Source organism: Streptomyces sp. NPDC020299 (assembly GCF_044387825.1).
In the GTDB taxonomy this organism is placed as follows: Bacteria; Actinomycetota; Actinomycetes; order Streptomycetales; family Streptomycetaceae; genus Streptomyces.
In genome coordinates, this window is sequence record NZ_JBIRWL010000010.1 from 21,727 (window position 1) to 47,135 (window position 25,409).

Here is a 25,409-nt window from a genome sequence, read left to right on the forward strand (position 1 = left end):
CGAAGACCCACCCCCACCCGAAGCCCCGGCCCACGAGCCGGGGCTTTCGTGGTTTTCGAACGCCCAGCCGCCCCTCGCTGTCCAAAAAATATCCATGGATTCCGACCCGCCGTCGGAAATTCCCGCTCATTGCAATAGAGTCACGGAACGGGCGCCCATCGACGGCGTTTCACGGGGATTAAGGCGGAGGTCGGTCATGCGTATTCCGGCGCACTCGGTATGCACGGCGATCCGGGACGACATCGTGGCCGGAGTCCACGAGCGCGGCGGCCGCCTCACGGAGGAACTCCTCGCCCGCCGCTACGGCGTCTCGCGCGTCCCCGTCCGCGAGGCCCTGCGCACCCTGGAGGCCGAGGGGTTCGTGGTGACCCGGCGGCACGCGGGCGCGTGCGTCGCCGAGCCGACCGAGCAGGAGGCCGCGGACCTGCTGGAGATGCGCATGCTGATGGAGCCGCTCGGCGCCGCCCGGGCCGCCCAGCGGCGCACCGAGGCCCATCTCAAGGTGCTGCGCGGCCTGGTACGGCTGGGCCAGGAGCGGGCCCGCAGGGGCAGCAGCGACGACCTGCGCTCCCTGGGCGGCTGGTTCCACGAGACGCTCGCCCAGGCCTGTGGCAGCCACGCCCTGACCTCCGTACTGACCCAGCTGCGGCACAAGATCACCTGGATGTACACGGTGGAGGCGCCCGCCGACCCGGTGGAGTCCTGGACCGAGCACGGCGCCATCGTGGACGCGGTGGCGCGCGGCGACGGCGAGCGCGCCAGGGCGATCACGGCGCTGCACACCGAGCGCGCGACGGCCGCGCACCGGCTGCGTTTCACCGGCGGCACCGGCCGCCCGGAACGTGTGAGGACTTCGCAACAAGCCGTAAACATGCCGAGCCTGCGGCATTAACACGGGCACCGTATACAAAGAAGAGTAATTCGGCGGAGGGCTGTTTTCCCCTGCCTGAATTCATGGTGCCATCCATGGTGCCACCAGAATTCCCGGTAAAACAGCGGAGCCGCGCCGCCCGAAAGGGGCGACGCGGCTCCGCCGTTCTGTGCGGTGTGCGCTCAGACGGTCTCGGGCAGCTCCTCGAGTCCCTCGGAGACCAGCTTCGCCAGCCGGTCCAGGGCGGCGTCCGCGCCCTCGGCGTCGGAGGCGAGAACGATCTCCTCGCCGCCCTGGGCGCCGAGGCCGAGGACGGCCAGCATGGAGGCCGCGTTGACCGGAGTGCCGCCGGCCTTGGCGATCGTCACCGGCACGCCTGCGGCCGTGGCGGCTCGGACGAAGATGGATGCGGGGCGGGCGTGGAGGCCCTCGGCCCAGCCGACGTTGACGCGGCGCTCAGCCATGTGTTGCTGCCCTTCAGTTCTCAGGGTTGTCTAGACCAGTTTCCCATATCGTGAAGCACACCCGGACGGTCCTTCGTCCCGTCCGGGTGTGTGGTCGGATCGCGGCCTCGATCCGATGTCGTCCTCCACAGACTGCCTCGCGCCGTTGTCGGACGCGAGCCGTACTCTGGGGCCCATGCAGACCCCGGCGGACCGGCAGGACCGGCACGAGTACCCCGCCCACTGGGAGGCGGACGTGGTGCTGCGCGACGGCGGAACCGCGCGCATCCGGCCCATCACCGTTGATGACGCCGACCGGCTGGTCAGCTTCTACGAACAGGTGTCGGACGAGTCGAAGTACTACCGCTTCTTCGCGCCCTACCCGCGCCTGTCCGCCAAGGACGTCCACCGCTTCACGCACCACGACTTTGTGGACCGGGTGGGACTCGCGGCCACGGTCGGCGGCGAGTTCATCGCCACCGTACGCTATGACCGCATCGGCGCCGACGGTATGCCCGCCTCCGCGCCCTCCGACGAGGCCGAGGTCGCCTTCCTGGTGCAGGACGCCCACCAGGGCCGCGGGGTCGCCTCCGCCCTCCTCGAACACGTCGCGGCCGTCGCGCGCGAGCGGGGCATCCGCCGCTTCGCCGCCGAGGTCCTTCCCGCCAACACCAAGATGATCAAGGTGTTCACGGACGCCGGGTACACCCAGAAGCGCAGCTTCGAGGACGGCGTCGTACGCCTGGAGTTCGACCTCGAACCCACCGACCGCTCGCTCGCCGTCCAGCGCGCGCGGGAACAGCGCGCCGAGGCGCGGTCGGTCCAGCGGCTGCTGGCGCCGCGGTCGGTCGCCGTGGTCGGTGTCGGCCGCACGCCAGGCGGCGTGGGACGCGGCGTCCTCGGAAACATCAGGGACGCCGGCTTCACCGGACGCCTGTACGCCGTGAACAAGGCCTTCCCCGACGACCTCAAGGAGATCGACGGGGCGACCGCGCACCGCTCGGTGCGGGAGATCGACGACCCCGTGGACCTGGCCGTCGTCGCCGTGCCCGCCGATCACGTGCCCGAGGTGGTCGCCGAGTGCGGCGAGCACGGTGTGCAGGGGCTCGTCGTGCTCGCCGCCGGGTACGCGGAGGCCGGGCCCGACGGGCGCGAGCGCCAGCGCGCACTCGTCCGGCAGGCGCGCACGTACGGGATGCGGATCATCGGGCCGAACGCCTTCGGGGTCATCAACACCTCCGAGGAGGTGCGGCTCAACGCCTCCCTGGCACCCGAGATGCCCCGCCCCGGCCGCATCGGGCTGTTCGCCCAGTCCGGCGCCATCGGCATCGCGCTGCTGTCCCGGCTGCACCGGCGCGGGGGAGGGGTCACCGGCGTCACGGGTGTCTCCACCTTCGTCTCGTCCGGCAACAGGGCGGACGTCTCCGGCAACGACGTGCTGCAGTACTGGTACGACGATCCGGACACCGACGTCGTCCTCATGTACCTGGAGTCCATCGGCAACCCCCGCAAGTTCACCCGGCTCGCCCGGCGGACCGCCGCGGCGAAACCGCTGGTCGTGGTGCAGGGGGCCGGGTCCGCGCCACAGGGACACGCGGTACGGGCCACACGCCTGCCGCACGCCACCGTGTCCGCGCTGCTCAGGCAGGCCGGGGTGATCCGGGTGGACACGATCACCGAACTCGTCGACGCGGGACTGCTGCTCGCCCGGCAGCCGCTGCCCGCCGGGCCGCGGGTGGCGATCCTGGGGAACTCGGAGTCGCTGGGGCTGCTGACGTACGACCAGTGTCTCGCCGAGGGACTGCGGCCGATACGCCCCCTGGACCTCACGACGGGCGCCACGGCGGAGGACTTCCACGCGGCGCTGTCCCGGGCGCTGGCCGACGACACCTGTGACGCGGTGGTGGTGACCGCCATACCCGCGATCGGCGAGGCCTCGCCGGGGGACGCGGAGCTGGCGGAGGCGCTGCGGTCGGCTGCCGCCGGGGCGCCGGGGAAGCCGGTGCTCGTCGTGCACGTGGAGCTCGGGGGGCTCGCGGAGGCGTTGTCGGCCGCGGCGAGTACCGCGCCGGCTTCGCCCGAGGGCGGGGACCCGCACCGCCCCGTGGAACGGCTGCCCGGCATGGCGGCGGCCGCGGACAAGCCGGCCGGCGCCGCCCCCGCCGGCCCCGGCTCGCGGCTCATCCCCGCCTATCCCGCCGCCGAGCGGGCCGTACGGGCCCTGGGGGAAGCCGTGAAGTACGCGCAGTGGCGGAGGGAGGCCGCCGACCCGGGGAAGGTGCCCGAGTACGAGGACATCGACGAGAAGGGGGCCGCCCGGCTGATCGACGGGATGCTCGCGCGCGGGCAGGGCCTGACGCTCGGCACGGAGGAGACCTGCGAGCTGCTCGGGAAGTACGGCATCCAGGTGCACCGCGCGCTGCCCGCCCCCACCCCGGACGCCGCCGCCGAAGCCGCCCGCACCCTCGGCTACCCCGTGGCCCTCAAGGCGACCGCCCCGCACCTGCGGCACCGGGCCGACCTGGGGGGCGTACGCCTCGACCTCGCGGACGAGGAGCAACTGCGCCGGACGTACACCGAGTTGACCGAGCTGTTCGGCCCGCCCGAGGAGCTGCGGCCGGTGGTGCAGTCGATGGCGCCGCGCGGCGTCGACACCGTCGTACGGGCCGTGATCGACCCGGCGGCCGGGGCGGTGCTCTCCTTCGGACTCGCCGGAGCGGCCTCGCAGCTGCTCGGCGACATGGCGCACCGGCTGGTTCCGGTGACCGAGCGGGAGGCGACCTCCCTGGTGCGGTCGATCCGGACGGCGCCGCTGCTGTTCGGCTGGCGCGGCTCGACCCCCGTGGACACCCCGGCGCTGGAGGAGCTGCTGCTGCGTGTGTCCCGCCTGGTCGACGACCATCCCGAGGTCGTCGCGGTCACCCTGGAGCCCGTCGTGGTGGCCCCGCAGGGCCTGAGCGTCCTCAGCGCCTCCGTGCGCCTCGCGCCCCCGCCGGCCCGCGACGACCTCGGCCCGCGCACCCTGCCGGTCTACTGAGCCGGACGGGCGGTGGGCAGGCGGTGGACAGGCGGTGGGCAGGCACCCGCGTACGGCCGGTGGGCCCGGCCCGGCTGCCGCTGACTGGCCCGGACCGCCCCTGCCCACGGATTAGGATGGACGCCATGGCCAAGACCAGTACGACGACCCAGGGGCTGCGCTCGGCGATCGAGCGCAGCGGCTACTACCCGGCCCTCGTGGCCGAGGCGGTGGAGGCCGCCGTGGGCGGCGAGCCCATCCGGTCGTACCTGGTCCATCAGGAGACCACGTTCGACCAGAACGAAGTGCGGCGGCACGTCACCGTACTGGTCCTCACCGGCAACCGGTTCATCGTCAGCCACACCGACGAGCAGGCCGCCGACAGCACCTCCCCGACGCCGTACGCCACGACGTCCACCGAGTCGGTGAAGCTCGGCCGGATCTCGTCGGTCGTCGTCAGCCGCGTGGTCGCCAACCCGGAGCAGTACAAGCCGGGCACCCTGCCCCGCGAGGTCGTGCTGACCATCGGCTGGGGCGCCGTCTCCCGCCTCGACCTGGAGCCCGCCGCCTGCGGCGACCCCAACTGCGAGGCGGACCACGGCTACACGGGCAGCTCGACGGCCGACGACCTCAGCCTGCGCGTCAGCGAGGCCGGGGACGGCCCGGAGACGGTGCGCCAGGCGCTCGCCTTCGCGCAGGCCATCTCCGAGGCGACCGCGGACGTCACACGCTGATGTCCCAGTCCGCAGCCGCAGCCTGGGACCACCCGGAACCGCTCTCCCCCGACTCGGCACCGCTGCCCGAGTACGGCACCGGATCGCTCGCCGACCTGCTGCCCACCCTGGCCGCCGGAATGGCCGTACCCGGCATGACCGCCGCGATCACGGAGCTGACCCCGGCGGACCGCAACTGCGTCTTCCTGATCGACGGCCTCGGCTGGGAGCAGATCAAGGCCCATCCCGACGAGGCCCCCTTCCTGACCTCGCTGCTCGGCGGCTCGCGCGGGGGCACCGGCCGGCCGCTCACCGCCGGGTACCCGGCGACCACTGCGACCTCCCTGGCCTCCGTCGGCACCGGCCTGCCGCCGGGCGCGCACGGACTGCCCGGTTACACGGTCCGCAATCCGGCGACCGGCGAGCTGATGAACCAGCTCCGCTGGAACCCGTGGACGCCGCCCGGCCCGTGGCAGCCGTACCCCACCGTCTTCCAGCTGGCCCAGAAGGCGGGTGTGCACGCCGCCCAGGTGTCCTCCCCGACCTTCGCCAACACCCCGCTGACCAAGGTCGCGCTCAGCGGCGGGACGTTCCTCGGGCGGCTGACCGGCGAGGAGCGCATGGACCTCGCGGCCGAGCAACTGGCGGCCTCGGACCGCTCCCTGGTCTACACGTACTACGCCGAACTGGACGGCGCCGGGCACCGCTACGGCATCGCGTCCGACACCTGGCGCGGCCAGCTGATGTACGTCGACCGGCTGGCCCAGCGTCTGGCCGAGCAACTGCCCCCGCGCAGCGCGCTCTACATCACCGCCGACCACGGCATGGTCGACATCCCGTTCGACGAGCAGCACCGCATCGACTTCGACGAGGACTGGGAACTGCGCGCCGGCGTCGCCCTGCTGGGCGGCGAGGGACGCGCCCGCCACGTGTACGCGGTGCCTGGGGCCGAGAACGACGTCCTGACCGTCTGGCGCGAGGTGCTCGGCGAGCAGTTCTGGGTGGCCTCGCGGGACGAGGCGATCGCGGCGGGCTGGTTCGGGCCGCGGATCGACGACCGCGTGTACCCGCGCATCGGTGACGTGGTCGCGGCCGCGTACGACGACGTGCTGCTCATCGCCTCCGAGCGCGAGCCGAAGGAGTCGTCGATGGTCGGCAACCACGGTTCCATGACCCCTGCCGAGCAGTTCGTTCCCCTGCTCGAAGTACGCTCCTGACGTCCCGCCCGTTGCCTCTTGCCGAAAGGTGTTCAACTCACCATGCCCGAGCTGGTGTTCTTCTCCGGAACCATGGACTGCGGGAAGTCGACGCTGGCTCTGCAGATCGAGCACAACCGCTCCGCGCGCGGCCTGCAGGGCATGATCTTCACCCGCGACGACCGCGCGGGCGAGGGCAAGCTGTCCAGCCGCCTCGGCCTGGTCACCGACGCCGTCGAGGTCGAGGACGGACAGGACCTGTACGCGTACCTCGTCGACCACCTCTCCCAGGGCCGCCGCGCCGACTACGTCATCGCGGACGAGGCGCAGTTCTTCGCCGAGGAGCAGATAGACCAGCTCGCGCGCGTCGTCGACGACCTCGGCATGGACGTCTACGCCTTCGGCATCACGACCGACTTCCGCTCCAAGCTGTTCCCCGGCTCCCAGCGGCTGGTCGAACTCGCCGACCGCGTCGAGGTCCTCCAGGTCGAGGCGCTGTGCTGGTGCGGCGCCCGCGCCACGCACAACGCCCGCACGGTGGGCGGCGTCATGGTCGTCGAGGGTGCCCAGGTCGTCATCGGCGATGTCACCGGCTCCGCGGACGAGATCGGCTACGAGGTCCTCTGCCGCCGCCACCACCGCCGCCGCATGACGGCCCAGACGGCCCGCGCGACGGCCCTGTCCCCGGACGTCCTGCCCGTCTCCTCCCCCTGACCAGACCGCTGAACGGGCCGCTGACCAGACCGCTGAACGGGCCGCGTCAGCGCGGGTCCTGGACCACCGAGAAGCGCGCGCCCTCCGGGTCCGTCACCGTCGCGACCCGGCCGTGCGCGGTGTCGTGGGCCGGTTCGAGGACCCGGCCGCCCAGCTCGGCCACCTGCCGCAGCGTTTCCTCCGCGTCGTCGACCTGGAAGTACGTCAGCCAGTGTGGGCCCCGGCCCCGGGGCAGGGCGTGGCCGACCCCGTGGATGCCGGCGACCGGGCCCTCCGCCAGGCGCAGGGTCACGTAGTCGGAGTCGGCGGCGGCCCCGGGCTCCTCCGGTTCCTCCGCGTAGCCGAACACCGTCTTGTAGAACTTGCTGACGCTCGAGGTCTCGAAGGTCAGCAGCTCGTTCCAGGCCGGTGTGCCGTGGACGCCGGTGATGGCCGTGCCGGGGTACCCGGGCGCGCCCTGCCAGACACCGAACACGGCCCCCGAGGTGTCGGAGCCGAGGACGAGCCGCCCTTCGTCGGGCGCGTCCAGGGGACCCACGCCCACGGTGCCGCCGCACAGCCGTACCGTCTCGGCCGTCAGGCCCACGTCGTCCGAGGCGAAGTACGGCGTCCAGGCGATGGGCAGTTCGAGGTCCGGCGCCAGCTCGCCGATGCCCGCCACCCGACGCCCGTCGAGCAGGGCCCGCACATACGGGCCGAGCTGCTGGGGGCCGGGCTCGAACTCCCAGCCGAAGAGCTCCCCGTAGAACTCCTCGGTCGTGGTCAGCCCGTGCACCATGAGACTCACCCAGCAGGGTGTGCCGGGCGCGCGCCGAGTATGCGCGCCGCCGTTCGGGCCGGCCGACCCCCGTGCCTCGGTCATCGTCACTCTCTCCCCGGCCCCTCGCGGTGGCCGTGTCGCTTCCGCTGCCCGCTTCCACGTGCACAGACCGCGCGCACGCCCCGTGCCGATGCCCGCCCCCTGCATGGCCCCCCGGTGCCACGGCAGCGCCGCCAGGTGTTCATCGCATGTACAGCATGTGCCCGATCCCGTACGCCTGGTGATCGAGCCTGTCCGGCGGGCAGAGTAGTCGGACCTGGACGACGCGGCCACCCCTGACGTATGGATGGACGCCATGAAAGCCATCATCACCGCAACGGAACTCGCGCACGACTTGACCGGGGCCAATCCGCCCGTGCTGCTGGACGTCCGCTGGCAGCTCAGTGTGGCCAAGGCGGCCGGGGCGCCGGCCTTCGACGGGCGGGCCGAGTACGCGTCCGGGCATCTGCCCGGTGCCGTGTTCGTCGACCTGGACGCGGAACTCGCCTCGGCGCCGGGGGAGCGCGGCCGTCATCCGCTGCCCGGCCTCGCGGAGTTCGGCGCCGCGATGCGCCGGGCGGGTGTGTCGCCGGGCCGGCCGGTGGTCGTGTACGACGGCGGGCAGGGGTGGGCGGCCGCGCGCGCGTGGTGGCTGCTGCGCTGGACGGGTCACCCGGACGTGCGGGTCCTCGACGGCGGGTTGCCGGCCTGGGAGGGCCCCCTGTCGACGGACGTACCCGCCCCGGCCCAGGGCGACTTCGAGCCGCTGCCGGGCACCGTGGGGCTCCTCGACGCGGACGCCGCCGCCGCGCTGGCCCGCTCCGGCGTGCTGCTCGACGCCCGGGCGGCGGAGCGGTACCGGGGGGACGTGGAGCCCATCGACCGGGTCGGCGGGCACATCCCGGGTGCCGTGTCCGCGCCGACGGCCGAGAACGTGGCGGCGGACGGCCGGTTCCTGCCCGCCGAGGAACTGCGGGCCCGGTTCAAGAACCTCGGGGTGTCGCAGGATGCCGAGGTCGGCGTCTACTGCGGCTCCGGTGTCTCCGCGGCCCACGAGGCACTGGCCCTCGCGGTCGCGGGCATCCCGGCGGCGCTGTACGTGGGCTCCTGGTCGGAGTGGTCCTCGGATCCGTCCCGGCCGGTGGCGACGGGGCCCGACCCGCGGTAACGGCGAACGGAGGGGGCTTCCGGTGCGGAAGTCCCCTCCCCGTACGGCCGTACGGTCCGCCGCTGCTGCTTCTTGCGCGCTACTCCTGCTTCTTGCGCCGGGTCCCGAACACGATCTCGTCCCAGCTGGGAACGGCGGCCCGGCGTCCGGGGCGGACCCCGTCGGCCTCGGCCTGGCGGTCGGTGGCGCCGACCAGGCGGTCCCGGTGGCTGGCGACCGAGCGGGGCATGAGGACGTCCGCGTAGGCGGAACCGGCCGACGCCGCCGGGGCGGGCGGTTCCTCCGCCTCCGGTTCGGTCTCCGGCGGCTCCTCGGTGGACTCCGCGGGCCGCTCCGGGACCACCAGGTCGCCCCGGAAGCTGGGCACGGCCTCCAACAGGCTGGTCAGCGAGTCGCGTTCGCCCGTGCTCTCCTCGGCCGGCTCGAGCGCCTGCGACGGCAGGCTGGGTCCCCGCTCCAGGGCGCGGTCCAGCGGGCGGTCGCGCGGCAGCCTGGCGATGCGCGGTACGAAGGGGAAGCTCGGCTCCGGCGAGCCGAGGTCGTCGGACTCCCCGATCAGGGAGCGCGCCTCGTCGTCGAAGGCCTGGACGAGCCGCCGGGGCGGGTCGTACGTCCAGCTGGCCGAGTGCGGCTCGCCCGCGACCCGGTAGACCAGCAGGACCTCCCAGGTGCCGTCGTCGCGGCGCCAGGAGTCCCACTGCACGGTGTCCTTCTCGGCACCGCGCAGCACCAGCCGCTCCTGGACGGTTTCGCCGAGCAGCGGACCGGAGTTCTCGCCGGGCCGGCGGACCGGGGTCTTGCGGGCCCGTTCGGCCATGAAGGCGCGCTCGGCCAGTACCGGACCCTCGAAGCGCCGCACCCGGTCGACGGGGATACCCGCGAGCTGCGCGACCTCTTCCGCGGTCGCGCCGGCCCGTATCCGCGCCTGGATGTCACGGGGGCGGAGATGGCTCTCCACCTCGATCTCGATCTGGCCCAGGCGGGGCCGGTCGCCGCGCACGGCGGCGCGCAGGCGTTCGTCGATCGGAAGCGTGTACTCCGTAGAGTCGGCAGCCTTCAGCACCAGCCGTGTGCCGTCATTCGAGACGGCCACGACACGCAGTTCGGGCATGGGGACCTCCCGGGTGGTGCCTGCCGACGTCACGTGCGTCGCTGCTTCCGCTAGTCGAGTGTGGCCTGCCCGGGTGCAGCCTGCCACAACCTTGCCGAGTTGCCCGGCGTGTCGGGCACGGGCCCTCGCACGCCGTTATGGCACGGTTACCTGTTCGCAACGCTAAGTGACCAACTCCGTCACCCTGTGCAACTAGCCCCCCTCCCGGCGGTCCTGCAAGGCCCCGGACACCCTGGCGGGAGACCGGTCCCAGGGCTCGCAACAGTACTCCATTTGGACCATGTGCGTGGATGGGCGCGCCGCCCAACTTCTGGCAAGAGACAGGAGCGCGCCGTCCGCAAGCGCTTTCCGTGATCACGAACGTGGCATGCTTCACATGATCACCGGAAGCGGAACCCGTGGTTTCGCGGTGCCGCCGCGGCTATGCCCCCAGCACCCGCCGCAAATAGTCGTTCTGGAACAGCCGGTCCGGGTCCAGCCGGTCCCGCAGGGCCGTGAACTCGCCGAAGCGGGGGTAGACCTCGCCGAAGTACGCGGCGTCCCGCGTGTGCACCTTGCCCCAGTGCGGCCGTCCCTCGTGCGCGGTGAAGATGCGCTCGGCGGCGGTGAAGTACGCCTGATAGGGGGTGCCCTTGAACATGTGGACGGCGACATAGGCGCTGTCCCGTCCGGAGGCGGTGGACAGGGTGATGTCGTCGGCCGGGGCGGTGCGCACCTCGACCGGGAAGCTGATCCTGAGGTTCGAACGGTCGACCATCGCCTTGAGTTCCCGCAGCGTGTCCACCAGGGCCGCGCGCGGGACGGCGTACTCCATCTCGACGAACCGCACCCGGCGGGGCGAGGTGTAGACCTTGTAGGGAATGTCCGTGTACGTCCGCGCGGACAGCGCCCGGCTGGATATCCGGGCGATGGCCGGGATGGTCGCGGGCACCGCGCGGCCGACCCAGTTGGCCGCCTGGAAGACGCCGTTGGAGAGGAACTCGTCCTCGAACCAGCCGGACAACTGCCCGATCGGCTTCTCCGGTCCGGCGCTGCGGTTGTTGCGCTTGGTGTTGGTGTTCCCGGTGTGCGGGAACCAGTAGAACTCGAAGTGTTCGTTCTCCGCCCAGTGTTGGTCGAACTCGGCCAACACCCGGTCGAAGGACATCGGTTCCTCGCGGGCCGTGAGCAGGAAGACCGGCTCCACGGCGAAGGTGATCGCGGTGACGATGCCCAGGGCGCCCAGACCGATGCGGGCGGCCGCGAACACCTCGGGATTCTCCTTCTCGGAGCAGGTGAGCACCGACCCGTCCGCCGTGACCAGCTCGAGGCCCTTGACCTGCGCGGCTATGGAGGCCGATTCCCGGCCGGTGCCGTGCGTGCCGGTGCTGGTGGCGCCCGAGACCGTCTGCTCCATGATGTCGCCCATGTTGGTCAGCGACAGGCCCTCGCGGGCCAGGGCGAGGTTGAGTCTCTTGAGCGGGGTGCCCGCCTCGACGGTGACCGTCATGGCCTCGCGGTCGATGTCGCGGATACCGGTCAACAGTTGAGGGCGGATCAACACACCGTCGGTGGCCGCGATGGCGGTGAAGGAATGCCCGGTACCGACCGCCTTCACCTTCAGGCCGTCCTCGGCGGCCCGGCGCACCGCCGCGGCCAGCTCCTCCACCGAGGCGGGGGTCACCTCCCGCGCGGGACGGGCGACGACGTTGCCTCCCCAGTTACGCCACGTGCCGTTCTTCCCGCTCGCTGTGGTGCTCAAGGGTGCCTCCCCGACCCGGAGCCGGCCTGCTGAGCCGGCGGTACCCGAGGAAACCGACCGCGACCGCGACGGCCCCGGACACCGCCGGAACCCCGTACCCGGCGTGCGCTCCGGCTGCGTCGATCACCCAGCCGGCCGCGGACGAGCCGAGCGCGACCCCGACCGCCAGGCCGGTGCTCACCCAGGTCATCCCCTCGGTGAGCTGCGCGCGAGGTACGTGCTCTTCGATGAGGGACATCGTCGTGATCATCGTCGGCGCGATGGACAGACCCGCAACGAACAGCGCCACGGCCAGAAGCGACAAGTTTCCGACCAGTAGGAGGGGGATCATACTCACGGCCATCGCGCATATGCCCAGCAGCCACCTGCGTTCGGGCGCCCCCGCGAAGCGCAGCAGCCCGAACACCACTCCGGCCGCGCAGGAACCCGCCGCGTACAGCGCCAGGACCACGCTGGCCGCGGCCTTGTGGCCGCGCTCGTCGGCGAAGGCGACGGTGACCACGTCGACCGCCCCGAAGATCGCTCCCGTGGCGACGAAGGTGGCCACCAGCACCCGCAGGCCGGGGGAGCGCAGGGCGCTGCCGCCGCCGTGGTCCGCGCGCGGGTGCGGCTCGGGCTCGGTGGCGCGCTGGGCGGTCAGCCAGAAGACCCCGGCCGCCAGGAAACAGCCGGCCAGCAGCGGGCCCGCCTCCGGGAACCACGCCGTGGACAGGCCGATGGAGATGATCGGCCCGAAGATGAAGCAGACCTCGTCCACCACGGACTCGAACGAGTAAGCCGTGTGCAGCTTGGGGGTGCCCCGGTACAGCGCGGCCCAGCGGGCCCGGACCATCGCGCCCAGGCTCGGCACACAGCCGATGCCGGCGGCGCAGACGAACAGCACCGGGTCCGGCCACCCCAGGTGCGCCGCCAGCAGCAGCCCGGCCGTCGAGGCGAGCGCTCCCAGCGTCGCCGGGCGCAGCACCCTGCGCTGGCCGTACTGGTCCACCAGCCGGGATATCTGCGGCCCGATCGCGGCGGCGGACAGTGCGATGGCGGCGGACAGGGCACCCGCGAGCCCGTACCGCCCGGTGAGCTGCGAGATCATGGTGACCACGCCGATGCCCATCATCGACAGCGGCATCCGGCCGAGGAAGCCCGCGGCGGAGAAGCCCTTGGCGCCGGGGGCGGCGAACAGAGCGCGGTAGGGGCTGGGCACGCGGGTCTCCGGTCTTCGGACGTAAGGCGCGAATGCGGCTGATACAGCTTACGAGTTAGGTGACCCTAATGCACCCGGAAATATGATGAGGTGAAACCGGACGAAAACCGGCCGGAACCCGACTCTTCATTCCGTTGTTTCCGGGCTGTCGGTGCCGGGTGGCAGGATCGAGCCATGCCAGACGTGCGCGATGCCACCCCCTACGACGCCCTGCTCCTGCTCTCGTTCGGCGGCCCCGAGGGCCCGGACGACGTGGTGCCCTTCCTGGAGAACGTGACCCGCGGGCGAGGCATCCCCAAGGAACGCCTCAAGGAAGTCGGGCAGCACTACTTCCGGTTCGGCGGGGTCAGCCCCATCAACGGCCAGAACCGCGCCCTCCTGGACGCCCTGCGCAAGGACTTCGCCGAGCACGGCCTGGACCTGCCGGTCTACTGGGGCAACCGCAACTGGGCCCCGTACCTGACGGACACCCTGCGCGAGATGGTCGCCGACGGCCGCCGCCGCATCCTGGTGCTCGCCACCAGCGCCTACGCCTCGTACTCGGGCTGCCGCCAGTACCGCGAGAACCTCGCCGACTCGCTGGCCGCGCTGGAGGCCGAGGGCCTGGAGCTGCCGAAGATCGACAAGCTGCGCCACTACTTCAACCATCCGGGCTTCCTCCAGCCCATGATCGACGGGGTGCTCGAGTCCCTCGCCGATCTCCCGGAGGACGTCCGGGCCGGCGCCCACCTCGCCTTCACCACCCACTCCATCCCGACCGCCTCCGCCGACACCTCAGGCCCCGTCGAAGCCCACGGCGAGGGCGGCGCGTACGTCGAGCAGCATCTGGACGTGGCCCAGCTGATCGCCGACGCGGTCCGCGAGCGCACCGGCGTCGACCACCCCTGGCGGCTCGTCTACCAGTCCCGTTCCGGTGCCCCGCAGATCCCCTGGCTGGAGCCGGACATCTGCGACCACCTCGAGGAACTGCACGGGTCGGGAGTCCCGGCCGTCGTCATGGCGCCCATCGGCTTCGTCTCCGACCACATGGAGGTCCTCTACGACCTCGACACGGAGGCCAGGGCCAAGGCCGGGGAGCTGGGCCTGCCGGTGCGCCGCTCGGCCACCGTCGGCGCCGACCCGCGGTTCGCCGCCGCGGTCCGTGACCTGATCGTGGAGCGCGCCGCCGCCGAGCGGGGCCAGGAGGTCGCGCCCTGCGCCCTGGGTGCCCTCGGGGCGAGCCACGACGTCTGCCCGGCCGGCTGCTGCCCGGCCCGCGCCGCCCGCCCGGCCGCCGCGGGCGCCGACAGCCCCTACGCATGAGGAGCCCCGTGACCGACAGCCTGCACACGGACCTGCTGGGGCTCGCCCAGGAGGCCGCCCGCCGGGCGGGGGAGCTGCTGCGGGACGGCCGCCCCGCCGACCTCGCGGTCGCCGCGACCAAGTCGAGCCCGATCGACGTCGTCACCGAGATGGACATCGCGGCGGAGAAGCTGATCACCGACCTGATCTCGGACCACCGCCCCGACGACGGCTTCCTGGGCGAGGAGGGTGCCGCCACCGAGGGCACGAGCGGCATCCGCTGGGTGATCGACCCGCTCGACGGCACGGTGAACTACCTGTACGGGCTGCCCACCTGGTCGGTGTCCATCGCGGCCGAACAGGACGGCGAGACCGTGGCCGGCGTCGTGGCCGCCCCGATGCGCGGCGAGACGTTCCACGCGGTACGCGGCGGCGGGGCCTGGGCCACCGGCGCCTGGGACGGTGAGCGCCGGCTGGCCTGCCGGCCCGCGCCGCCCCTGGACCACGCGCTGGTCTCCACCGGCTTCAACTACGTCTGGGAGGTCCGCGCCCACCAGGCCGAGGTGGCCGCGAGGCTGATCCCGCGGCTGCGCGACATCCGGCGCGGCGGCTCGGCGGCGGTCGACCTGTGCGACCTGGCCTGCGGCCGGCTGGACGGGTACTACGAGCGCGGCCTCAACGCCTGGGACGTCGCCGCGGGTGACCTGATCGCCCGGGAGGCGGGCGCCCTGACCGGTGGACGGCCCGGAGAGCGCCCCTCACGCGACCTGACCGTCGCCGGCACCCCGGGGGTCTTCGAGCCCCTCCAGCGGCTGCTGGAGGACTTCGGGGCCTGGCACGACTGACGACCGCCGGACCGGCCGCCGGACCGGCCGCCGGATCGGCCGCCGGATCGAACGGCAGACGCAGCAGGGCCCCGGCGCTGGATTCGCCGGGGCCCTGCTGTCGTACGGGTCGTACGAGGCCGTACGGGTGGCACAGGCCGATCAGACGCTGGGCGCGCCGACCTCCACACCGTGTTCGGCGGCGAGGCGGCGCAGATCGTCGAGCTCTGCCAGTTCCACCTCGACGAGGAAGTCGTCGCCCTCGTCGCGAGCCCGCGTGAGGTCGGACTCGGTCGTCCTTATGCGCTGCAGAAGTCCTGTGGTGAAAGCGTCCATGCTGCGGCCCCCTCGTCCTGGGTCGTGGGTCGGTGGCACGGGGGTGTGCCGTTCGGGAAGGGGCGATCACGTCTCCTGTAGGTGCCCAGCGCTGCCCGGGCTGCCCGGGCTGGGCGGCGACGGTGCCGGACACCCACGCCCACTCTGCTGATAAGCGGACCGCGGAGTACCACATGGTGCTGCGGCACATGCAGAGCGTGATCGCGGGGTGTAAAGCCGTCCTCCCCCCGCTCCCTTCCGCGGAAACCTCAACCGGAGGAGAAAATCTCGCATTCCCTTCCGGAGCGCGTGATCCACCGGGGCCACCGCTGTCTTACAGCCGACTTATGGCGGAAAAGGGCAGGATGGAGGTCACACAATCCCGTCAAGAACCCCTGCCCGCGCGCCCTCGGGCGCGCTACGCGGGTGGACACAGGAAGGACAAGCGACGTGCGCGTACTCGTCGTCGAGGACGAGCAACTGCTCGCCGATGCGGTGGCCACCGGACTGCGCCGGGAGGCCATGGCCGTCGACGTCGTGTACGACGGTGCGGCCGCCCTGGAACGCATCGGCGTCAACGACTACGACGTGGTCGTCCTCGACCGCGACCTTCCGCTGGTGCACGGCGACGACGTCTGCCGCAAGATCGTCGAGCTCGGCATGCCCACGCGCGTGCTGATGCTCACGGCCTCCGGTGACGTCAGCGACCGCGTCGAGGGCCTGGAGATCGGCGCCGACGACTACCTGCCCAAGCCGTTCGCTTTCAGCGAGCTCATCGCGCGCGTGCGCGCCCTCGGCCGGCGCACCAGCGTGCCGCTGCCGCCGGTCCTGGAGCGTGCCGGCATCAAGCTGGATCCCAACCGCCGCGAGGTCTTCCGCGACGGCAAGGAGGTCCAGCTCGCGCCGAAGGAGTTCGCCGTCCTGGAGGTGCTGATGCGCAGCGAGGGTGCCGTCGTCTCCGCCGAGCAGCTGCTGGAGAAGGCCTGGGACGAGAACACCGACCCGTTCACCAACGTGGTGCGGGTGACCGTGATGACGCTGCGCCGCAAGCTGGGCGAGCCGCCCGTCATCGTCACCGTCCCCGGCTCCGGCTACCGGATCTGATGGCCGTGGCCACCACGCCCGCGCCCACACAGGCGCCCCCGAAGCCCACCTGGGACCCCAGAAGGCCGGAGCCGCCGTTCCCCTGGCTGCGCCCGACCATCCGGATACGGCTGACACTGCTGTACGGCGGCATGTTCCTGATCGCCGGCATCCTGCTGCTGTCGATCATCTACCTGCTTGCCGCGAACGCGCTGAACGTGGGCAGCGACCTGCCCTTCAAGATCATTTCCGGCCAGGTCGCCAGCGACACCTGCAACTTCCCGTCCCGGCCGAGCGCGACCGAGCTCAACCACGCGATGAACGAGTGCGTGAACCTGCAGCGCCGGCACGCCCTGGACGACCTGCTCAGCCGCTCCCTGCTGGCCCTGCTGGGCCTCGCCGTGATCGCCTTCGCGTTCGGTTACGCCATGTCCGGCCGCGTGCTGTCGCCGCTCGGCCGGATCACCCGCACCGCGCGCGCGGTGGCCGGTTCCGACCTGTCCCGCCGGATCGAGCTGGACGGCCCGGACGACGAGCTCAAGGAGCTCGCGGACACCTTCGACGACATGCTGGAGCGGCTGCAGCGGGCCTTCACGGCGCAACAGCGCTTCGTCGGCAACGCCTCGCACGAGCTGCGCACGCCCCTGGCGATCAACCGCACGCTCCTGGAAGTGCACCTATCGGACCCGGGCGCGCCCGTGGAGCTGCAACAGCTCGGCAAGACGCTGCTGGCCACCAACGAGCGCAGTGAGCAGCTCGTGGAGGGCCTGCTGCTGCTCGCCCGCAGCGACAACCAGATCGTCGAGCGCAAGCCCGTGGACCTGGCCGAGGTCGCCTCGCAGGCCATCGACCAGGTGCACGCCGAGGCCGAGGCCAAGGGTGTCGGGATCCGGGGCGAGCGCAAACCGGCCGTCGTCCAGGGCAACGGGGTCCTGCTGGAGCGGATCGCGCTGAACCTGGTGCAGAACGCCGTGCGGTACAACGTCTCCGAGAATGGTTGGGTCGACGTGGTCACGGCGGTGGAGCACGGGCAGGCGGTGCTGATCGTGTCGAACACCGGTCCGGTCGTGCCCGCGTACGAGATCGACAACCTCTTCGAGCCCTTCAGGCGGCTGCGTACGGAGCGCACGGGCAGCGACAAGGGTGTGGGCCTCGGCCTGTCGATCGCCCGGTCCGTGGCCCGCGCGCACGGCGGCCACATCGCGGCGACGCCGAGAGAGGGCGGCGGTCTCGTGATGCGGGTCACGCTGCCGATCTGACCGGCCTCTGACACACCCGGGGATGTTCGCTTTGCGCGGAATTTTCCGACAGCCCGGCGCACATCACTGTGTGTGATCGATCACATGGGCAACATTCCGGCCATCCACTCTCTGTGATCAATAGCCTTGGCGGAAAGCCGGGAAAATCCGGGTTTTCGGGGGTCCTGATCACGGGAAGTACACGGTGAGATGCCTTTGAGGTGCGGTACCCGGACCGTGTACGGTCCCCATCGCCATCCCAGCCGATCACTCTTGAGGGGTCCGGTTGGGTGTCGATTGAGTAACAGACCTTGATGTGAGGCAAAATCTCCGCCTCAGGTCGGGCACAAGTCCGGCCTCTCACGCGTTACGTGCGCTGGAGACACCGCAGACACCCAGAGGGGGAGAGCGACATGGCAACCGACTACGACACCCCACGCAAGACCGACGACGACGTCGATTCCGACAGCCTGGAAGAGCTGAAGGCCCGACGCAACGACAAGAGCGCGTCGGCCGTGGACGTCGACGAGTTCGAGGCCGCGGAAGGCCTCGAACTGCCCGGCGCGGACCTGTCCAACGAGGAACTGGCCGTCCGGGTCCTGCCCAAGCAGCAGGACGAGTTCACGTGCATGAGCTGCTTCCTGGTCCATCACCGCAGCCAGCTGGCCCGCGAGAAGAACGGTCAGCCGATCTGCCGCGACTGCGACTGAGGACGGGTCGGCCGTGACTGGCTCGACCCCACCTCGGAAGCGCCGTTTCCGCCTGCCGGGAGCGGACCAGGGGCCGTCCGACGGCCCGCACGACGCGCGTGACGACGAGCGGGGCTCACCGGGTACGGGAGCCTCGCTCGAACCGGCGGCCGACCGGAGTGACCTCCCGGCGTCCGCACGGCGAACCGCGGCCGTCGCCCTGCGGCGGGCCGCGGAGATCCGGGAGAAGGCCCGGGAAAGGGCCCGGGAAGGCACCCGCAAGGGCGGCATCCGCGCCAGGGCGGGGCTGTCCTACGTCACCGACCGGATCATCGAGATCGCCCCGCGGATCCCCGTACGGGACCTCGCGACGTTGCGCCGGCAGTTCCCGGGCCTCGGGCCCGAACAGCTCGCCGACAAGCTCGTGGCGGGCGCCGCGAACGCGACCTCCACGGTCGGGGCCGGGATCGGTGCGGCGGCGATGCTGCCCGTGCCGCCCGCGATGCCCACCGAACTGGCCGCGGAGATCACCGGCGTCGCGGCGATCGAACTCAAGCTCATCGCCGAACTCCACGAGGTCTACGGCGTACGGCCACCGGGCAGACTCAAGGCCCGCAGCACCGCGTATCTGTCCTCCTGGTCGGAGGAGCGCGGCATCGACGTGATGAAGCCGTCGACGATCAACACGGCCCTCGGGGGCCCGATGAAGCGCCGGCTGCGTCAGCAGGTCATGAAGCGGACGGTGCGCGACCTGCCCAACCTGATGCCCTTCATGGTCGGCGCCGCCGTCGGGGCGGTCATGAACCGCCGCGACACCAGGAGACTGGCGGCACGGATCCGGACCGACCTGCGCAAGATCCAGGTGCCGTGGGACGAGCTGACCGCGCTGCCCCCGCTCGAGCCCCCCGAGGAGCCGCTGGCGATCGGGGACATCGCCAAGGAGCTCGGTGACTGACCGGGCCTGACCGGGGCCCTACGCCACGGCCTCCCGCGCCGCCGCGATCGCGGCCGCGAGCCCCTCCGGGTCCCGGGTCGACAGGTACAGGTACGGCGTCGGGTCCGCCGGATCGGTGACCTCGACGCGCAGGGCCGTGGGGATGTAGGCGCGCAGCAGCAGGAAGGCGCGGGTGTCGGCCTTGTAGGTGCGCCAGGCCCGGGCCTCCTCCGCGTCCAGGAACTCCGCGTCGCCCAGCGCCGTCACCGGGATCTTCGCCTCGCCCGCGATCAGCGAGTCACCCACGACACGGATCCGGACCGAGCCGTAGGAGCTCGCGACGACGGCCGCCGCGGCCGTGCCGCCGACCAGGCCGCCGAGCAGCGGCAGGGGGCCGAAGGGCAGCAGGACCAGGGCGAAGGCGACCCCCACCAGGAAGCTGATCAGCCACCAGGAGCGGGGGGCGGTGAGGCGTTCGTCGTACGGGGCGGCGGAGAGCTGCATGGAGCCAAGCTTGGCACGGTGAACGGACACCCCCGACGCGCGGGTAAGGTCTGCGGCTGTGAGTGGTGGTTCCGCAGTCCTTCAGCCCCCGGCCGACGCCGTGAAACCCGTTCGGCATCCCGATGCTCCCGCACCCGGTGAGCTCCTCGGCGCCCACTACGGCCAGTGCTTCGGCTGCGGCGGCGAGCAGCCGCACGGGCTGCGTCTGGCGGCCCGCGCCGGCGAGGGCGTGTCCCTGACCGCCGAGTTCACCGTGCAGCCCGCCCACCAGGGCGCCCCGGGCCTCGCGCACGGCGGGGTGCTCGCCTCCGCCCTCGACGAGACCCTCGGCTCGCTGAACTGGCTGCTGCGGACCATCGCCGTGACCGGACGGCTGGAGACGGACTTCGTACGGCCCGTGCCCGTGGGGACCACGCTCCACCTGGAGGCCGAGGTGACCGCCGTCGCCGGACGGAAGATCTACTCCACCGCCACCGGCCGGATCGGCGGCCCCGACGGCCCCGTCGCCGTCCGCGCCGACGCGCTCTTCATCGAGGTCGAGGTCCAGCACTTCGTCGACAACGGCCGCCCCGAGGAGATCCGGGCCGCCATGGACGACCCCGACCGGATCCGGCGCGCCCGCGCCTTCGAGGTGAACCCGTGAACGCCGTGCCCCCCGCGAGCCCCGAGCCCCCCGCAGGCCGCGGCCCCGTCCACGTGCTGATCCGCCGCGTCGACCCCGAAGTACCGCTCCCGGCGTACGCGCACCCCGGTGACGCGGGAGCCGATCTGCGCACCACCGAGGCGTGCGAACTGGCGCCCGGCGAGCGCGCCGTCCTCCCCACGGGAGTGTCCATCGCCCTCCCGGAGGGGTACGCGGCCTTCGTGCACCCGCGATCCGGTCTCGCCGCCCGCTGCGGTGTCGCCCTCGTGAATGCCCCAGGGACCGTTGATGCCGGGTACCGTGGGGAGATCAAGGTGATCGTGGTGAATCTCGACCCGCGCGAGAGCGTGCGGTTCGAGCGCTTCGACCGGATCGCCCAACTGGTCGTTCAGCAGGTCGAGAGGGTCCGCTTCCAGGAGGTGGCGGAGCTTCCCGACTCGGCGCGGGCCGAGGGGGGCTTCGGGTCCACCGGCGGTCATGCCGCGGTGGGCGACGTGAGCGGCACAAACGGTCGGGCCGCCGAGGGCGGCCGGACGGGTGGGAATCGATACGCTTCGGTCGTATCCGACCGGGAAGGACAGTGACGTGTTCGGACGTCGCAAGAAGAAGGGTGCCGCCGAGGACGCGGCCGGCGAGACCGAGCAGGTCGTCGACAGCGTCGACACCGAGGCGGACGAGGAAGTGGAAGAGGCCGAGCGCGAGCGCGTCCGGCTCGAGCCGGAGCCGCGGCCCGACGGGCCCTGGGACAGCTCGGAGGTACGCGACGCGGCCGAGGGCCGGGTGGACCTGGGCGGTCTGTTCGTGCCGGGCGTCGACGGCATGGAACTCAGGGTCGAGGTCGCGGGCGACGCGATCGTCGCGGCGACCGTCGTACTGCGCGACAGCGCCATCCAGTTGCAGGCCTTCGCCGCGCCCAAGCGCGAGGGCATCTGGGGCGAGGTACGCGAGGAGATCGGGACCGGTATCACCCAGCAGGGTGGCATCGTCGACGAGGTCGAGGGGCCGCTCGGCTGGGAGCTGCGCGCCCAGGTGCCGGTGCAGCTGCCGGACGGCACGGGCGGCTTCCAGGTCGTCCGGTTCGTCGGCGTGGACGGACCCCGCTGGTTCCTGCGCGGCGTGATCTCGGGCCAGGGCGCGGTGCAGCCGCAGGCGGCCGGGCTGCTCGAGCAGATCTTCCGGGACACGGTCGTGGTCCGCGGCGAGGGCCCGATGGCGCCTCGCGACCCGATCGTCCTGGAGCTGCCGAACGACGCCCAGATGGTGCCCGAGGGCCTCCAGCAGGACGAGGGCGGCTCCCGCTTCTCCGGCGGCATGGGACAGCTGCAGCGCGGGCCGGAGATCACTGAGGTCCGCTAGGGCCTGCCCGGCGGATCAGCGGGAAAAGGGGCAGGGCGTGCCCCGCGTCCGCGGCGTCCCCGTACAGACACGCGAGGGGCCGCACCCCGGTTCGGGGTGCGGCCCCTCGCGCGTCCCGGTGCGCCGGGCATGCGCCGGGCGCGGCGAACGCGCCGGTTCACCCATCAGGGTTACGTCAAAGATGCACCCCGTACCGGTTCTTCTCCCGTTCGACGGCATCGGTGGCCGTAGGGTCGACGCTGCGTAGGCGGTAGTGACCGGAAGACAATGGGGCCATGGCACGCGGCAAGCTTCGGATCTATCTCGGCGCGGCGCCGGGCGTGGGCAAGACGTACGCCATGCTGTCCGAGGCGCACCGCCGGATCGAGCGGGGCACCGACTGCGTGGTGGGCTTCGTCGAGCACCACGAGCGGCCGCGCACCGAGGTGATGCTGCACGGGCTCGAACGGGTGCCGCGCAGGGAGCTGGAGTACCGGGGCGGCCGCTTCACCGAGATGGACGTGGACGCCGTCCTGCGCCGGGCCCCCGCCGTCGCCCTGGTCGACGAGCTCGCCCACACGAACGTCCCCGGTTCCCGCAACGCCAAGCGGTGGCAGGACGTCGAGGAACTGCTCGCCGCCGGGATCGACGTGGTCTCGACGGTCAACATCCAGCACCTGGAGTCGCTCGGCGACGTCGTGGAGTCCATAACGGGCGTACGGCAGCAGGAGACCGTACCGGACGAGGTGGTACGGCGGGCGGCCCAGATCGAGCTGGTCGACATGTCCCCGGAGGCGCTGCGCCGGCGCATGGCACACGGCAACATCTACAAGTCCGACAAGGTGGACGCCGCACTCTCCAACTACTTCCGGCCGGGGAACCTGACCGCCCTGCGCGAGCTGGCGCTGCTGTGGGTGGCCGACCGGGTGGACGAGTACCTGAAGCAGTACCGCAGCGAGCACCGGGTCTCGGCGATATGGGGCTCACGGGAGCGGATCGTGGTGGGCCTGACCGGCGGTCCGGAGGGCCGGACCCTGATCCGGCGCGCCGCGCGGCTTGCCGAGAAGGGCGCCGGCGGCGAGGTGCTCGCCGTCTACATCTCCCGCAGCGACGGGCTCACCTCCGCCTCCCCCAAGGAGCTGGCCGTCCAGCGCACCCTGGTCGAGGACCTCGGCGGCACCTTCCACCAGGTCGTCGGCGACGACATCCCCGCCGCCCTGCTGGACTTCGCGCGCGGGGTCAACGCCACCCAGATCGTGCTGGGCTCCTCCCGGCGCAAGACCTGGCAGTACGTCTTCGGACCCGGCGTCGGCGCCACGGTCGCCCGGGACTCCGGTGGCGACCTGGACGTGCACATCGTCACCCACGACGAGGTCGCCAGGGGACGAGGGCTGCCCGTGGCCCGCGGCGCCCGCCTCGGCCGCTCGCGGCTGGTGTGGGGCTGGCTGGTCGGCGTGATCGGCCCGGCGGTCCTGGCGGTGCTGCTCAACACCGTCGACCTCGGCCTCGCCAACGACATGCTGCTGTTCCTGACGGTGACGGTGGCCGCGGCCCTGCTCGGCGGCCTGTTCCCCGCCCTGGCCTCGGCGGCGGTGGGCTCCCTGCTGCTGAACTACTTCTACACACCGCCCCTGCACCGCTGGACGATCGCCGACCCGAAGAACATCGTCGCCATCGTGATCTTCGTGTCCGTCGGCGTCTCGGTGGCGTCCGTGGTGGACCTCGCGGCCCGGCGCACCCACCAGGCGGCGCGGCTGCGCGCCGAGTCGGAGATCCTCTCCTTCCTCGCGGGCAACGTGCTGCGCGGCGAGACCGGCCTGGAGGAGCTGCTGGAGCGGGTCCGGGAGACCTTCGGGATGGAGTCGGCGGCCCTGCTCGAACGGGCCGGCGACGTCGACCCGTGGACCTGTGCGGGGCGGGTGGGCGTCGGACGGCCCGTGGAGCGGCCGGACGAGGCGGACGTGGACATGCCGGTCGGGGACCACATGGCGCTCGCGCTGACCGGGCGGGTGCTGCCCGCCGAGGACCGCCGGGTGCTGGCCGCCTTCGCCGCGCAGGCCGCCGTCGTCCTGGACCGCAGGCGTCTGAAGGAGGAGGCCGACCAGGCCAAGGAACTGGCCGAGGGCAACCGCATCCGCACCGCGCTGCTGGCCGCCGTCAGCCACGACCTGCGCACCCCGCTGGCCGGGATCAAGGCGGCCGTCTCCTCGCTGCGGTCGGACGACGTGGCGTGGTCCGAGGAGGACCGTGCGGAGCTGCTGGAGGGCATCGAGGAGGGCGCCGACCGGCTCGACCATCTGGTGGGCAACCTGCTCGACATGTCCCGCCTGCAGACCGGCACGGTCACCCCGCTGATCCGCGAGATCGACCTCGACGAGGTGGTCCCGATGGCGCTGGGCGGTGTCCCGGAGGGCAGCGCCGAGCTGGACGTCCCCGAGACCCTGCCCATGGTCGCCGTCGATCCCGGGCTGCTGGAGCGGGCGGTGGCGAACCTGGTGGAGAACGCCGTCAAGTACAGCCCCCCGGAGCGGCCCGTCCTGGTCGCCGCCAGTGCCATCGCCGACCGGGTGGAGGTGCGGGTGGTGGACCGCGGCCCCGGCGTCCCGGACGAGGCCAAGGACCGCATCTTCGAGCCCTTCCAGCGATACGGGGACGCTCCGCGCGGCGCCGGTGTCGGCCTCGGCCTCGCGGTCGCGCGCGGCTTCGCCGAGGCGATGGGCGGCGTCCTGAACGCCGAGGACACGCCCGGCGGCGGCCTCACCATGGTCCTCACCCTCCGAGCGGCCGGAACGCGTCCCGAGCTCCTCCCCGCGGGGGAAGGCGCCGCACACCGTGAAAGGCGGATTTCATGACCCGTGTCCTGGTGGTCGACGACGAGCCGCAGATCACGCGCGCGCTCGTGATCAACCTCAAGGCGCGCAAGTACGAGGTCGACGCCGCCCCCGACGGCCGGACCGCGCTCGACCTCGCCGCCTCCCGCCACCCCGACGTGGTCGTCCTGGACCTCGGCCTGCCCGACATGGACGGCGTCGAGGTCATCAGGGGCCTGCGGGGCTGGACCCGGGTGCCCATCCTGGTGCTGTCCGCCCGGCACTCCTCGGACGAGAAGGTCGAGGCGCTGGACGCGGGCGCCGACGACTACGTCACCAAGCCCTTCGGCATGGACGAGCTGCTCGCCCGGCTGCGGGCCGCCGTCCGCCGGGCCGAGCCGGTCGGCTCCGGCGAGGACGACGTGACCACCGTGGAGACCGAGCAGTTCACCGTCGACCTCGCCGCGAAGAAGGTCAACCGGGGCGGCAAGGACGTCCGCCTGACGCCCACCGAGTGGCACCTGCTGGAGGTGCTGGTCCGCAACACCGGCCGACTGGTCGGCCAGAAGCAGCTGCTCCAGGAGGTGTGGGGCCCGTCCTACGGCACGGAGACGAACTACCTGCGCGTCTACATGGCCCAACTCCGCAGAAAACTCGAGGCGGACCCCTCCCACCCGCAGCACTTCATCACTGAGCCGGGGATGGGCTACCGGTTCGAGAAGTAGGCTTCGGTTCCAGAAATCAGGCGCGGCCGGGGTGGTCGTGGTGCTGCCGGGGCGTGGT

The 25,409-nt window shown here is 72.2% G+C and carries 24 protein-coding genes; 17 read left to right on the top strand and 7 right to left on the bottom strand.

All coding sequences use genetic code 11. The features are described 5' to 3' along the window. The first annotated feature begins 196 nt into the window (after positions 1-196). The gene (locus tag ACH45E_RS24765) at positions 197-892 is read left to right on the top strand and encodes a GntR family transcriptional regulator (protein WP_361456585.1); all 696 of its coding nucleotides are present in this window, start codon (positions 197-199) and stop codon (positions 890-892) included. A 161-nt stretch (positions 893-1,053) separates the two neighbouring features. On the opposite strand, the gene ACH45E_RS24770 is transcribed toward ACH45E_RS24765, so the two are convergent. Further along, the gene (locus ACH45E_RS24770; RefSeq protein WP_030235221.1) at positions 1,054-1,335 is read right to left on the bottom strand and encodes an HPr family phosphocarrier protein; all 282 of its coding nucleotides are present in this window, start codon (positions 1,333-1,335) and stop codon (positions 1,054-1,056) included. 175 nt (positions 1,336-1,510) lie between these two features. Between ACH45E_RS24770 and ACH45E_RS24775 the strand changes: the two genes are divergently transcribed. The 4 genes from ACH45E_RS24775 to ACH45E_RS24790 all read left to right on the top strand — a co-directional run bounded on the left by ACH45E_RS24775 (position 1,511) and on the right by ACH45E_RS24790 (position 6,953). Continuing rightward, positions 1,511-4,351, top strand: coding sequence for a GNAT family N-acetyltransferase (locus tag ACH45E_RS24775; protein WP_361456588.1), 2,841 nt, complete (start codon positions 1,511-1,513; stop codon positions 4,349-4,351). Between the two features lie 116 nt (positions 4,352-4,467). Next, positions 4,468-5,064, top strand: a complete 597-nt coding sequence (locus tag ACH45E_RS24780; RefSeq protein ID WP_361456591.1) for a DUF5998 family protein — start codon at positions 4,468-4,470, stop codon at positions 5,062-5,064. After that, positions 5,064-6,260, top strand: coding sequence for a nucleotide pyrophosphatase/phosphodiesterase family protein (locus ACH45E_RS24785; protein ID WP_361456594.1), 1,197 nt, complete (start codon positions 5,064-5,066; stop codon positions 6,258-6,260). The genes ACH45E_RS24780 and ACH45E_RS24785 overlap by 1 nt, the downstream gene beginning before the upstream one ends. A 42-nt stretch (positions 6,261-6,302) precedes the next feature. Continuing rightward, positions 6,303-6,953, top strand: coding sequence for a thymidine kinase (locus ACH45E_RS24790; RefSeq protein ID WP_361456597.1), 651 nt, complete (start codon positions 6,303-6,305; stop codon positions 6,951-6,953). A 46-nt stretch (positions 6,954-6,999) separates the two neighbouring features. Here the strand turns inward: ACH45E_RS24790 and ACH45E_RS24795 are convergent, their stop codons facing one another. Continuing rightward, positions 7,000-7,815 carry a VOC family protein gene (locus ACH45E_RS24795; protein ID WP_361456600.1) on the bottom strand — a complete coding sequence of 272 codons (816 nt, stop codon included), beginning with the start codon at positions 7,813-7,815 and terminating at the stop codon, positions 7,000-7,002. 253 nt (positions 7,816-8,068) lie between these two features. On the opposite strand from ACH45E_RS24795, the gene ACH45E_RS24800 reads away from it, so the two are divergent. Then, complete coding sequence (locus ACH45E_RS24800) at positions 8,069-8,920, top strand: sulfurtransferase (RefSeq protein WP_361456603.1); 852 nt, start codon at positions 8,069-8,071, stop codon at positions 8,918-8,920. Positions 8,921-8,999: 79 nt separating this feature from the next. Here the strand turns inward: ACH45E_RS24800 and sepH are convergent, their stop codons facing one another. From sepH to ACH45E_RS24815, 3 genes are all read right to left on the bottom strand, one after another. Continuing rightward, positions 9,000-10,031, bottom strand: coding sequence for a septation protein SepH (gene sepH, locus ACH45E_RS24805; RefSeq protein WP_361456606.1), 1,032 nt, complete (start codon positions 10,029-10,031; stop codon positions 9,000-9,002). Positions 10,032-10,452: 421 nt separating this feature from the next. Continuing rightward, entirely contained in the window at positions 10,453-11,772 is a 1,320-nt protein-coding gene (locus ACH45E_RS24810; protein ID WP_361456609.1) for a D-arabinono-1,4-lactone oxidase, read from the bottom strand. Continuing rightward, the gene (locus tag ACH45E_RS24815) at positions 11,732-12,970 is read right to left on the bottom strand and encodes an MFS transporter (RefSeq protein WP_361456612.1); all 1,239 of its coding nucleotides are present in this window, start codon (positions 12,968-12,970) and stop codon (positions 11,732-11,734) included. Before ACH45E_RS24815 ends, ACH45E_RS24810 begins: the two co-directional genes overlap by 41 nt. 174 nt (positions 12,971-13,144) lie before the next feature. On the opposite strand from ACH45E_RS24815, the gene ACH45E_RS24820 reads away from it, so the two are divergent. Both ACH45E_RS24820 and ACH45E_RS24825 read left to right on the top strand, forming a co-directional pair. After that, a complete protein-coding gene (locus ACH45E_RS24820) occupies positions 13,145-14,272 on the top strand; it encodes a ferrochelatase (protein WP_361456615.1) in 1,128 nt (375 codons plus the stop codon). A gap of 8 nt (positions 14,273-14,280) precedes the next feature. Next, positions 14,281-15,096 (top strand): inositol monophosphatase family protein, encoded by an 816-nt coding sequence (locus ACH45E_RS24825; protein ID WP_361456618.1) that lies wholly within the window; start codon positions 14,281-14,283, stop codon positions 15,094-15,096. Between the two features lie 141 nt (positions 15,097-15,237). On the opposite strand, the gene ACH45E_RS24830 is transcribed toward ACH45E_RS24825, so the two are convergent. Then, the gene (locus ACH45E_RS24830; RefSeq protein WP_361456621.1) at positions 15,238-15,411 is read right to left on the bottom strand and encodes a hypothetical protein; all 174 of its coding nucleotides are present in this window, start codon (positions 15,409-15,411) and stop codon (positions 15,238-15,240) included. A gap of 429 nt (positions 15,412-15,840) precedes the next feature. Here ACH45E_RS24830 and ACH45E_RS24835 point away from each other — a divergent pair, with 429 nt between their 5' ends. The 4 genes from ACH45E_RS24835 (at position 15,841) to ACH45E_RS24850 (ending at position 19,355) form a co-directional block, all read left to right on the top strand. Then, positions 15,841-16,494 carry a response regulator transcription factor gene (locus tag ACH45E_RS24835; RefSeq protein WP_003993508.1) on the top strand — a complete coding sequence of 218 codons (654 nt, stop codon included), beginning with the start codon at positions 15,841-15,843 and terminating at the stop codon, positions 16,492-16,494. Between the two features lie 5 nt (positions 16,495-16,499). Beyond that, a complete protein-coding gene (locus ACH45E_RS24840) occupies positions 16,500-17,732 on the top strand; it encodes a HAMP domain-containing sensor histidine kinase (protein WP_361456624.1) in 1,233 nt (410 codons plus the stop codon). 392 nt (positions 17,733-18,124) lie between these two features. Further along, positions 18,125-18,421, top strand: a complete 297-nt coding sequence (locus ACH45E_RS24845; RefSeq protein WP_003993510.1) for a DUF4193 domain-containing protein — start codon at positions 18,125-18,127, stop codon at positions 18,419-18,421. Between the two features lie 13 nt (positions 18,422-18,434). Further along, positions 18,435-19,355 (top strand): hypothetical protein, encoded by a 921-nt coding sequence (locus tag ACH45E_RS24850; protein WP_361456626.1) that lies wholly within the window; start codon positions 18,435-18,437, stop codon positions 19,353-19,355. Between the two features lie 18 nt (positions 19,356-19,373). On the opposite strand, the gene ACH45E_RS24855 is transcribed toward ACH45E_RS24850, so the two are convergent. Further along, positions 19,374-19,838, bottom strand: a complete 465-nt coding sequence (locus ACH45E_RS24855; protein WP_361456629.1) for a DUF3093 domain-containing protein — start codon at positions 19,836-19,838, stop codon at positions 19,374-19,376. A 58-nt stretch (positions 19,839-19,896) separates the two neighbouring features. Between ACH45E_RS24855 and ACH45E_RS24860 the strand changes: the two genes are divergently transcribed. The 5 genes from ACH45E_RS24860 to ACH45E_RS24880 all read left to right on the top strand — a co-directional run bounded on the left by ACH45E_RS24860 (position 19,897) and on the right by ACH45E_RS24880 (position 25,351). Beyond that, on the top strand, positions 19,897-20,481 hold the full coding sequence (locus tag ACH45E_RS24860) for a PaaI family thioesterase (RefSeq protein ID WP_361456632.1): 585 nt from the start codon (positions 19,897-19,899) through the stop codon (positions 20,479-20,481). 5 nt (positions 20,482-20,486) lie between these two features. Beyond that, positions 20,487-21,065 carry a dUTP diphosphatase gene (gene dut / locus ACH45E_RS24865; protein ID WP_361456647.1) on the top strand — a complete coding sequence of 193 codons (579 nt, stop codon included), beginning with the start codon at positions 20,487-20,489 and terminating at the stop codon, positions 21,063-21,065. 1 nt (position 21,066) lies between these two features. Beyond that, complete coding sequence (locus ACH45E_RS24870; RefSeq protein WP_361456635.1) at positions 21,067-21,837, top strand: DUF3710 domain-containing protein; 771 nt, start codon at positions 21,067-21,069, stop codon at positions 21,835-21,837. A gap of 275 nt (positions 21,838-22,112) precedes the next feature. Next, complete coding sequence (locus ACH45E_RS24875) at positions 22,113-24,668, top strand: sensor histidine kinase KdpD (RefSeq protein ID WP_361456638.1); 2,556 nt, start codon at positions 22,113-22,115, stop codon at positions 24,666-24,668. Further along, positions 24,665-25,351, top strand: a complete 687-nt coding sequence (locus tag ACH45E_RS24880) for a response regulator (protein ID WP_361456641.1) — start codon at positions 24,665-24,667, stop codon at positions 25,349-25,351. Before ACH45E_RS24875 ends, ACH45E_RS24880 begins: the two co-directional genes overlap by 4 nt. Positions 25,352-25,409 lie beyond the last annotated feature (58 nt).

Bases quoted from the DNA above. Each gene is read 5' to 3' on its own strand.
- ACH45E_RS24765 (WP_361456585.1), top strand. From the start codon at position 197: ATGCGTATTCCGGCGCACTCGGTATGCACGGCGATCCGGGACGACATC.
- ACH45E_RS24770 (WP_030235221.1), bottom strand. From the start codon at position 1,335: ATGGCTGAGCGCCGCGTCAACGTCGGCTGGGCCGAGGGCCTCCACGCC.
- ACH45E_RS24775 (WP_361456588.1), top strand. From the start codon at position 1,511: ATGCAGACCCCGGCGGACCGGCAGGACCGGCACGAGTACCCCGCCCAC.
- ACH45E_RS24780 (WP_361456591.1), top strand. From the start codon at position 4,468: ATGGACGCCATGGCCAAGACCAGTACGACGACCCAGGGGCTGCGCTCG.
- ACH45E_RS24785 (WP_361456594.1), top strand. From the start codon at position 5,064: ATGTCCCAGTCCGCAGCCGCAGCCTGGGACCACCCGGAACCGCTCTCC.
- ACH45E_RS24790 (WP_361456597.1), top strand. From the start codon at position 6,303: ATGCCCGAGCTGGTGTTCTTCTCCGGAACCATGGACTGCGGGAAGTCG.
- ACH45E_RS24795 (WP_361456600.1), bottom strand. From the start codon at position 7,815: ATGACCGAGGCACGGGGGTCGGCCGGCCCGAACGGCGGCGCGCATACT.
- ACH45E_RS24800 (WP_361456603.1), top strand. From the start codon at position 8,069: ATGAAAGCCATCATCACCGCAACGGAACTCGCGCACGACTTGACCGGG.
- sepH (WP_361456606.1), bottom strand. From the start codon at position 10,031: ATGCCCGAACTGCGTGTCGTGGCCGTCTCGAATGACGGCACACGGCTG.
- ACH45E_RS24820 (WP_361456615.1), top strand. From the start codon at position 13,145: ATGCCAGACGTGCGCGATGCCACCCCCTACGACGCCCTGCTCCTGCTC.
- ACH45E_RS24830 (WP_361456621.1), bottom strand. From the start codon at position 15,411: ATGGACGCTTTCACCACAGGACTTCTGCAGCGCATAAGGACGACCGAG.
- ACH45E_RS24845 (WP_003993510.1), top strand. From the start codon at position 18,125: ATGGCAACCGACTACGACACCCCACGCAAGACCGACGACGACGTCGAT.
- ACH45E_RS24855 (WP_361456629.1), bottom strand. From the start codon at position 19,838: ATGCAGCTCTCCGCCGCCCCGTACGACGAACGCCTCACCGCCCCCCGC.
- ACH45E_RS24875 (WP_361456638.1), top strand. From the start codon at position 22,113: ATGGCACGCGGCAAGCTTCGGATCTATCTCGGCGCGGCGCCGGGCGTG.
- ACH45E_RS24880 (WP_361456641.1), top strand. From the start codon at position 24,665: ATGACCCGTGTCCTGGTGGTCGACGACGAGCCGCAGATCACGCGCGCG.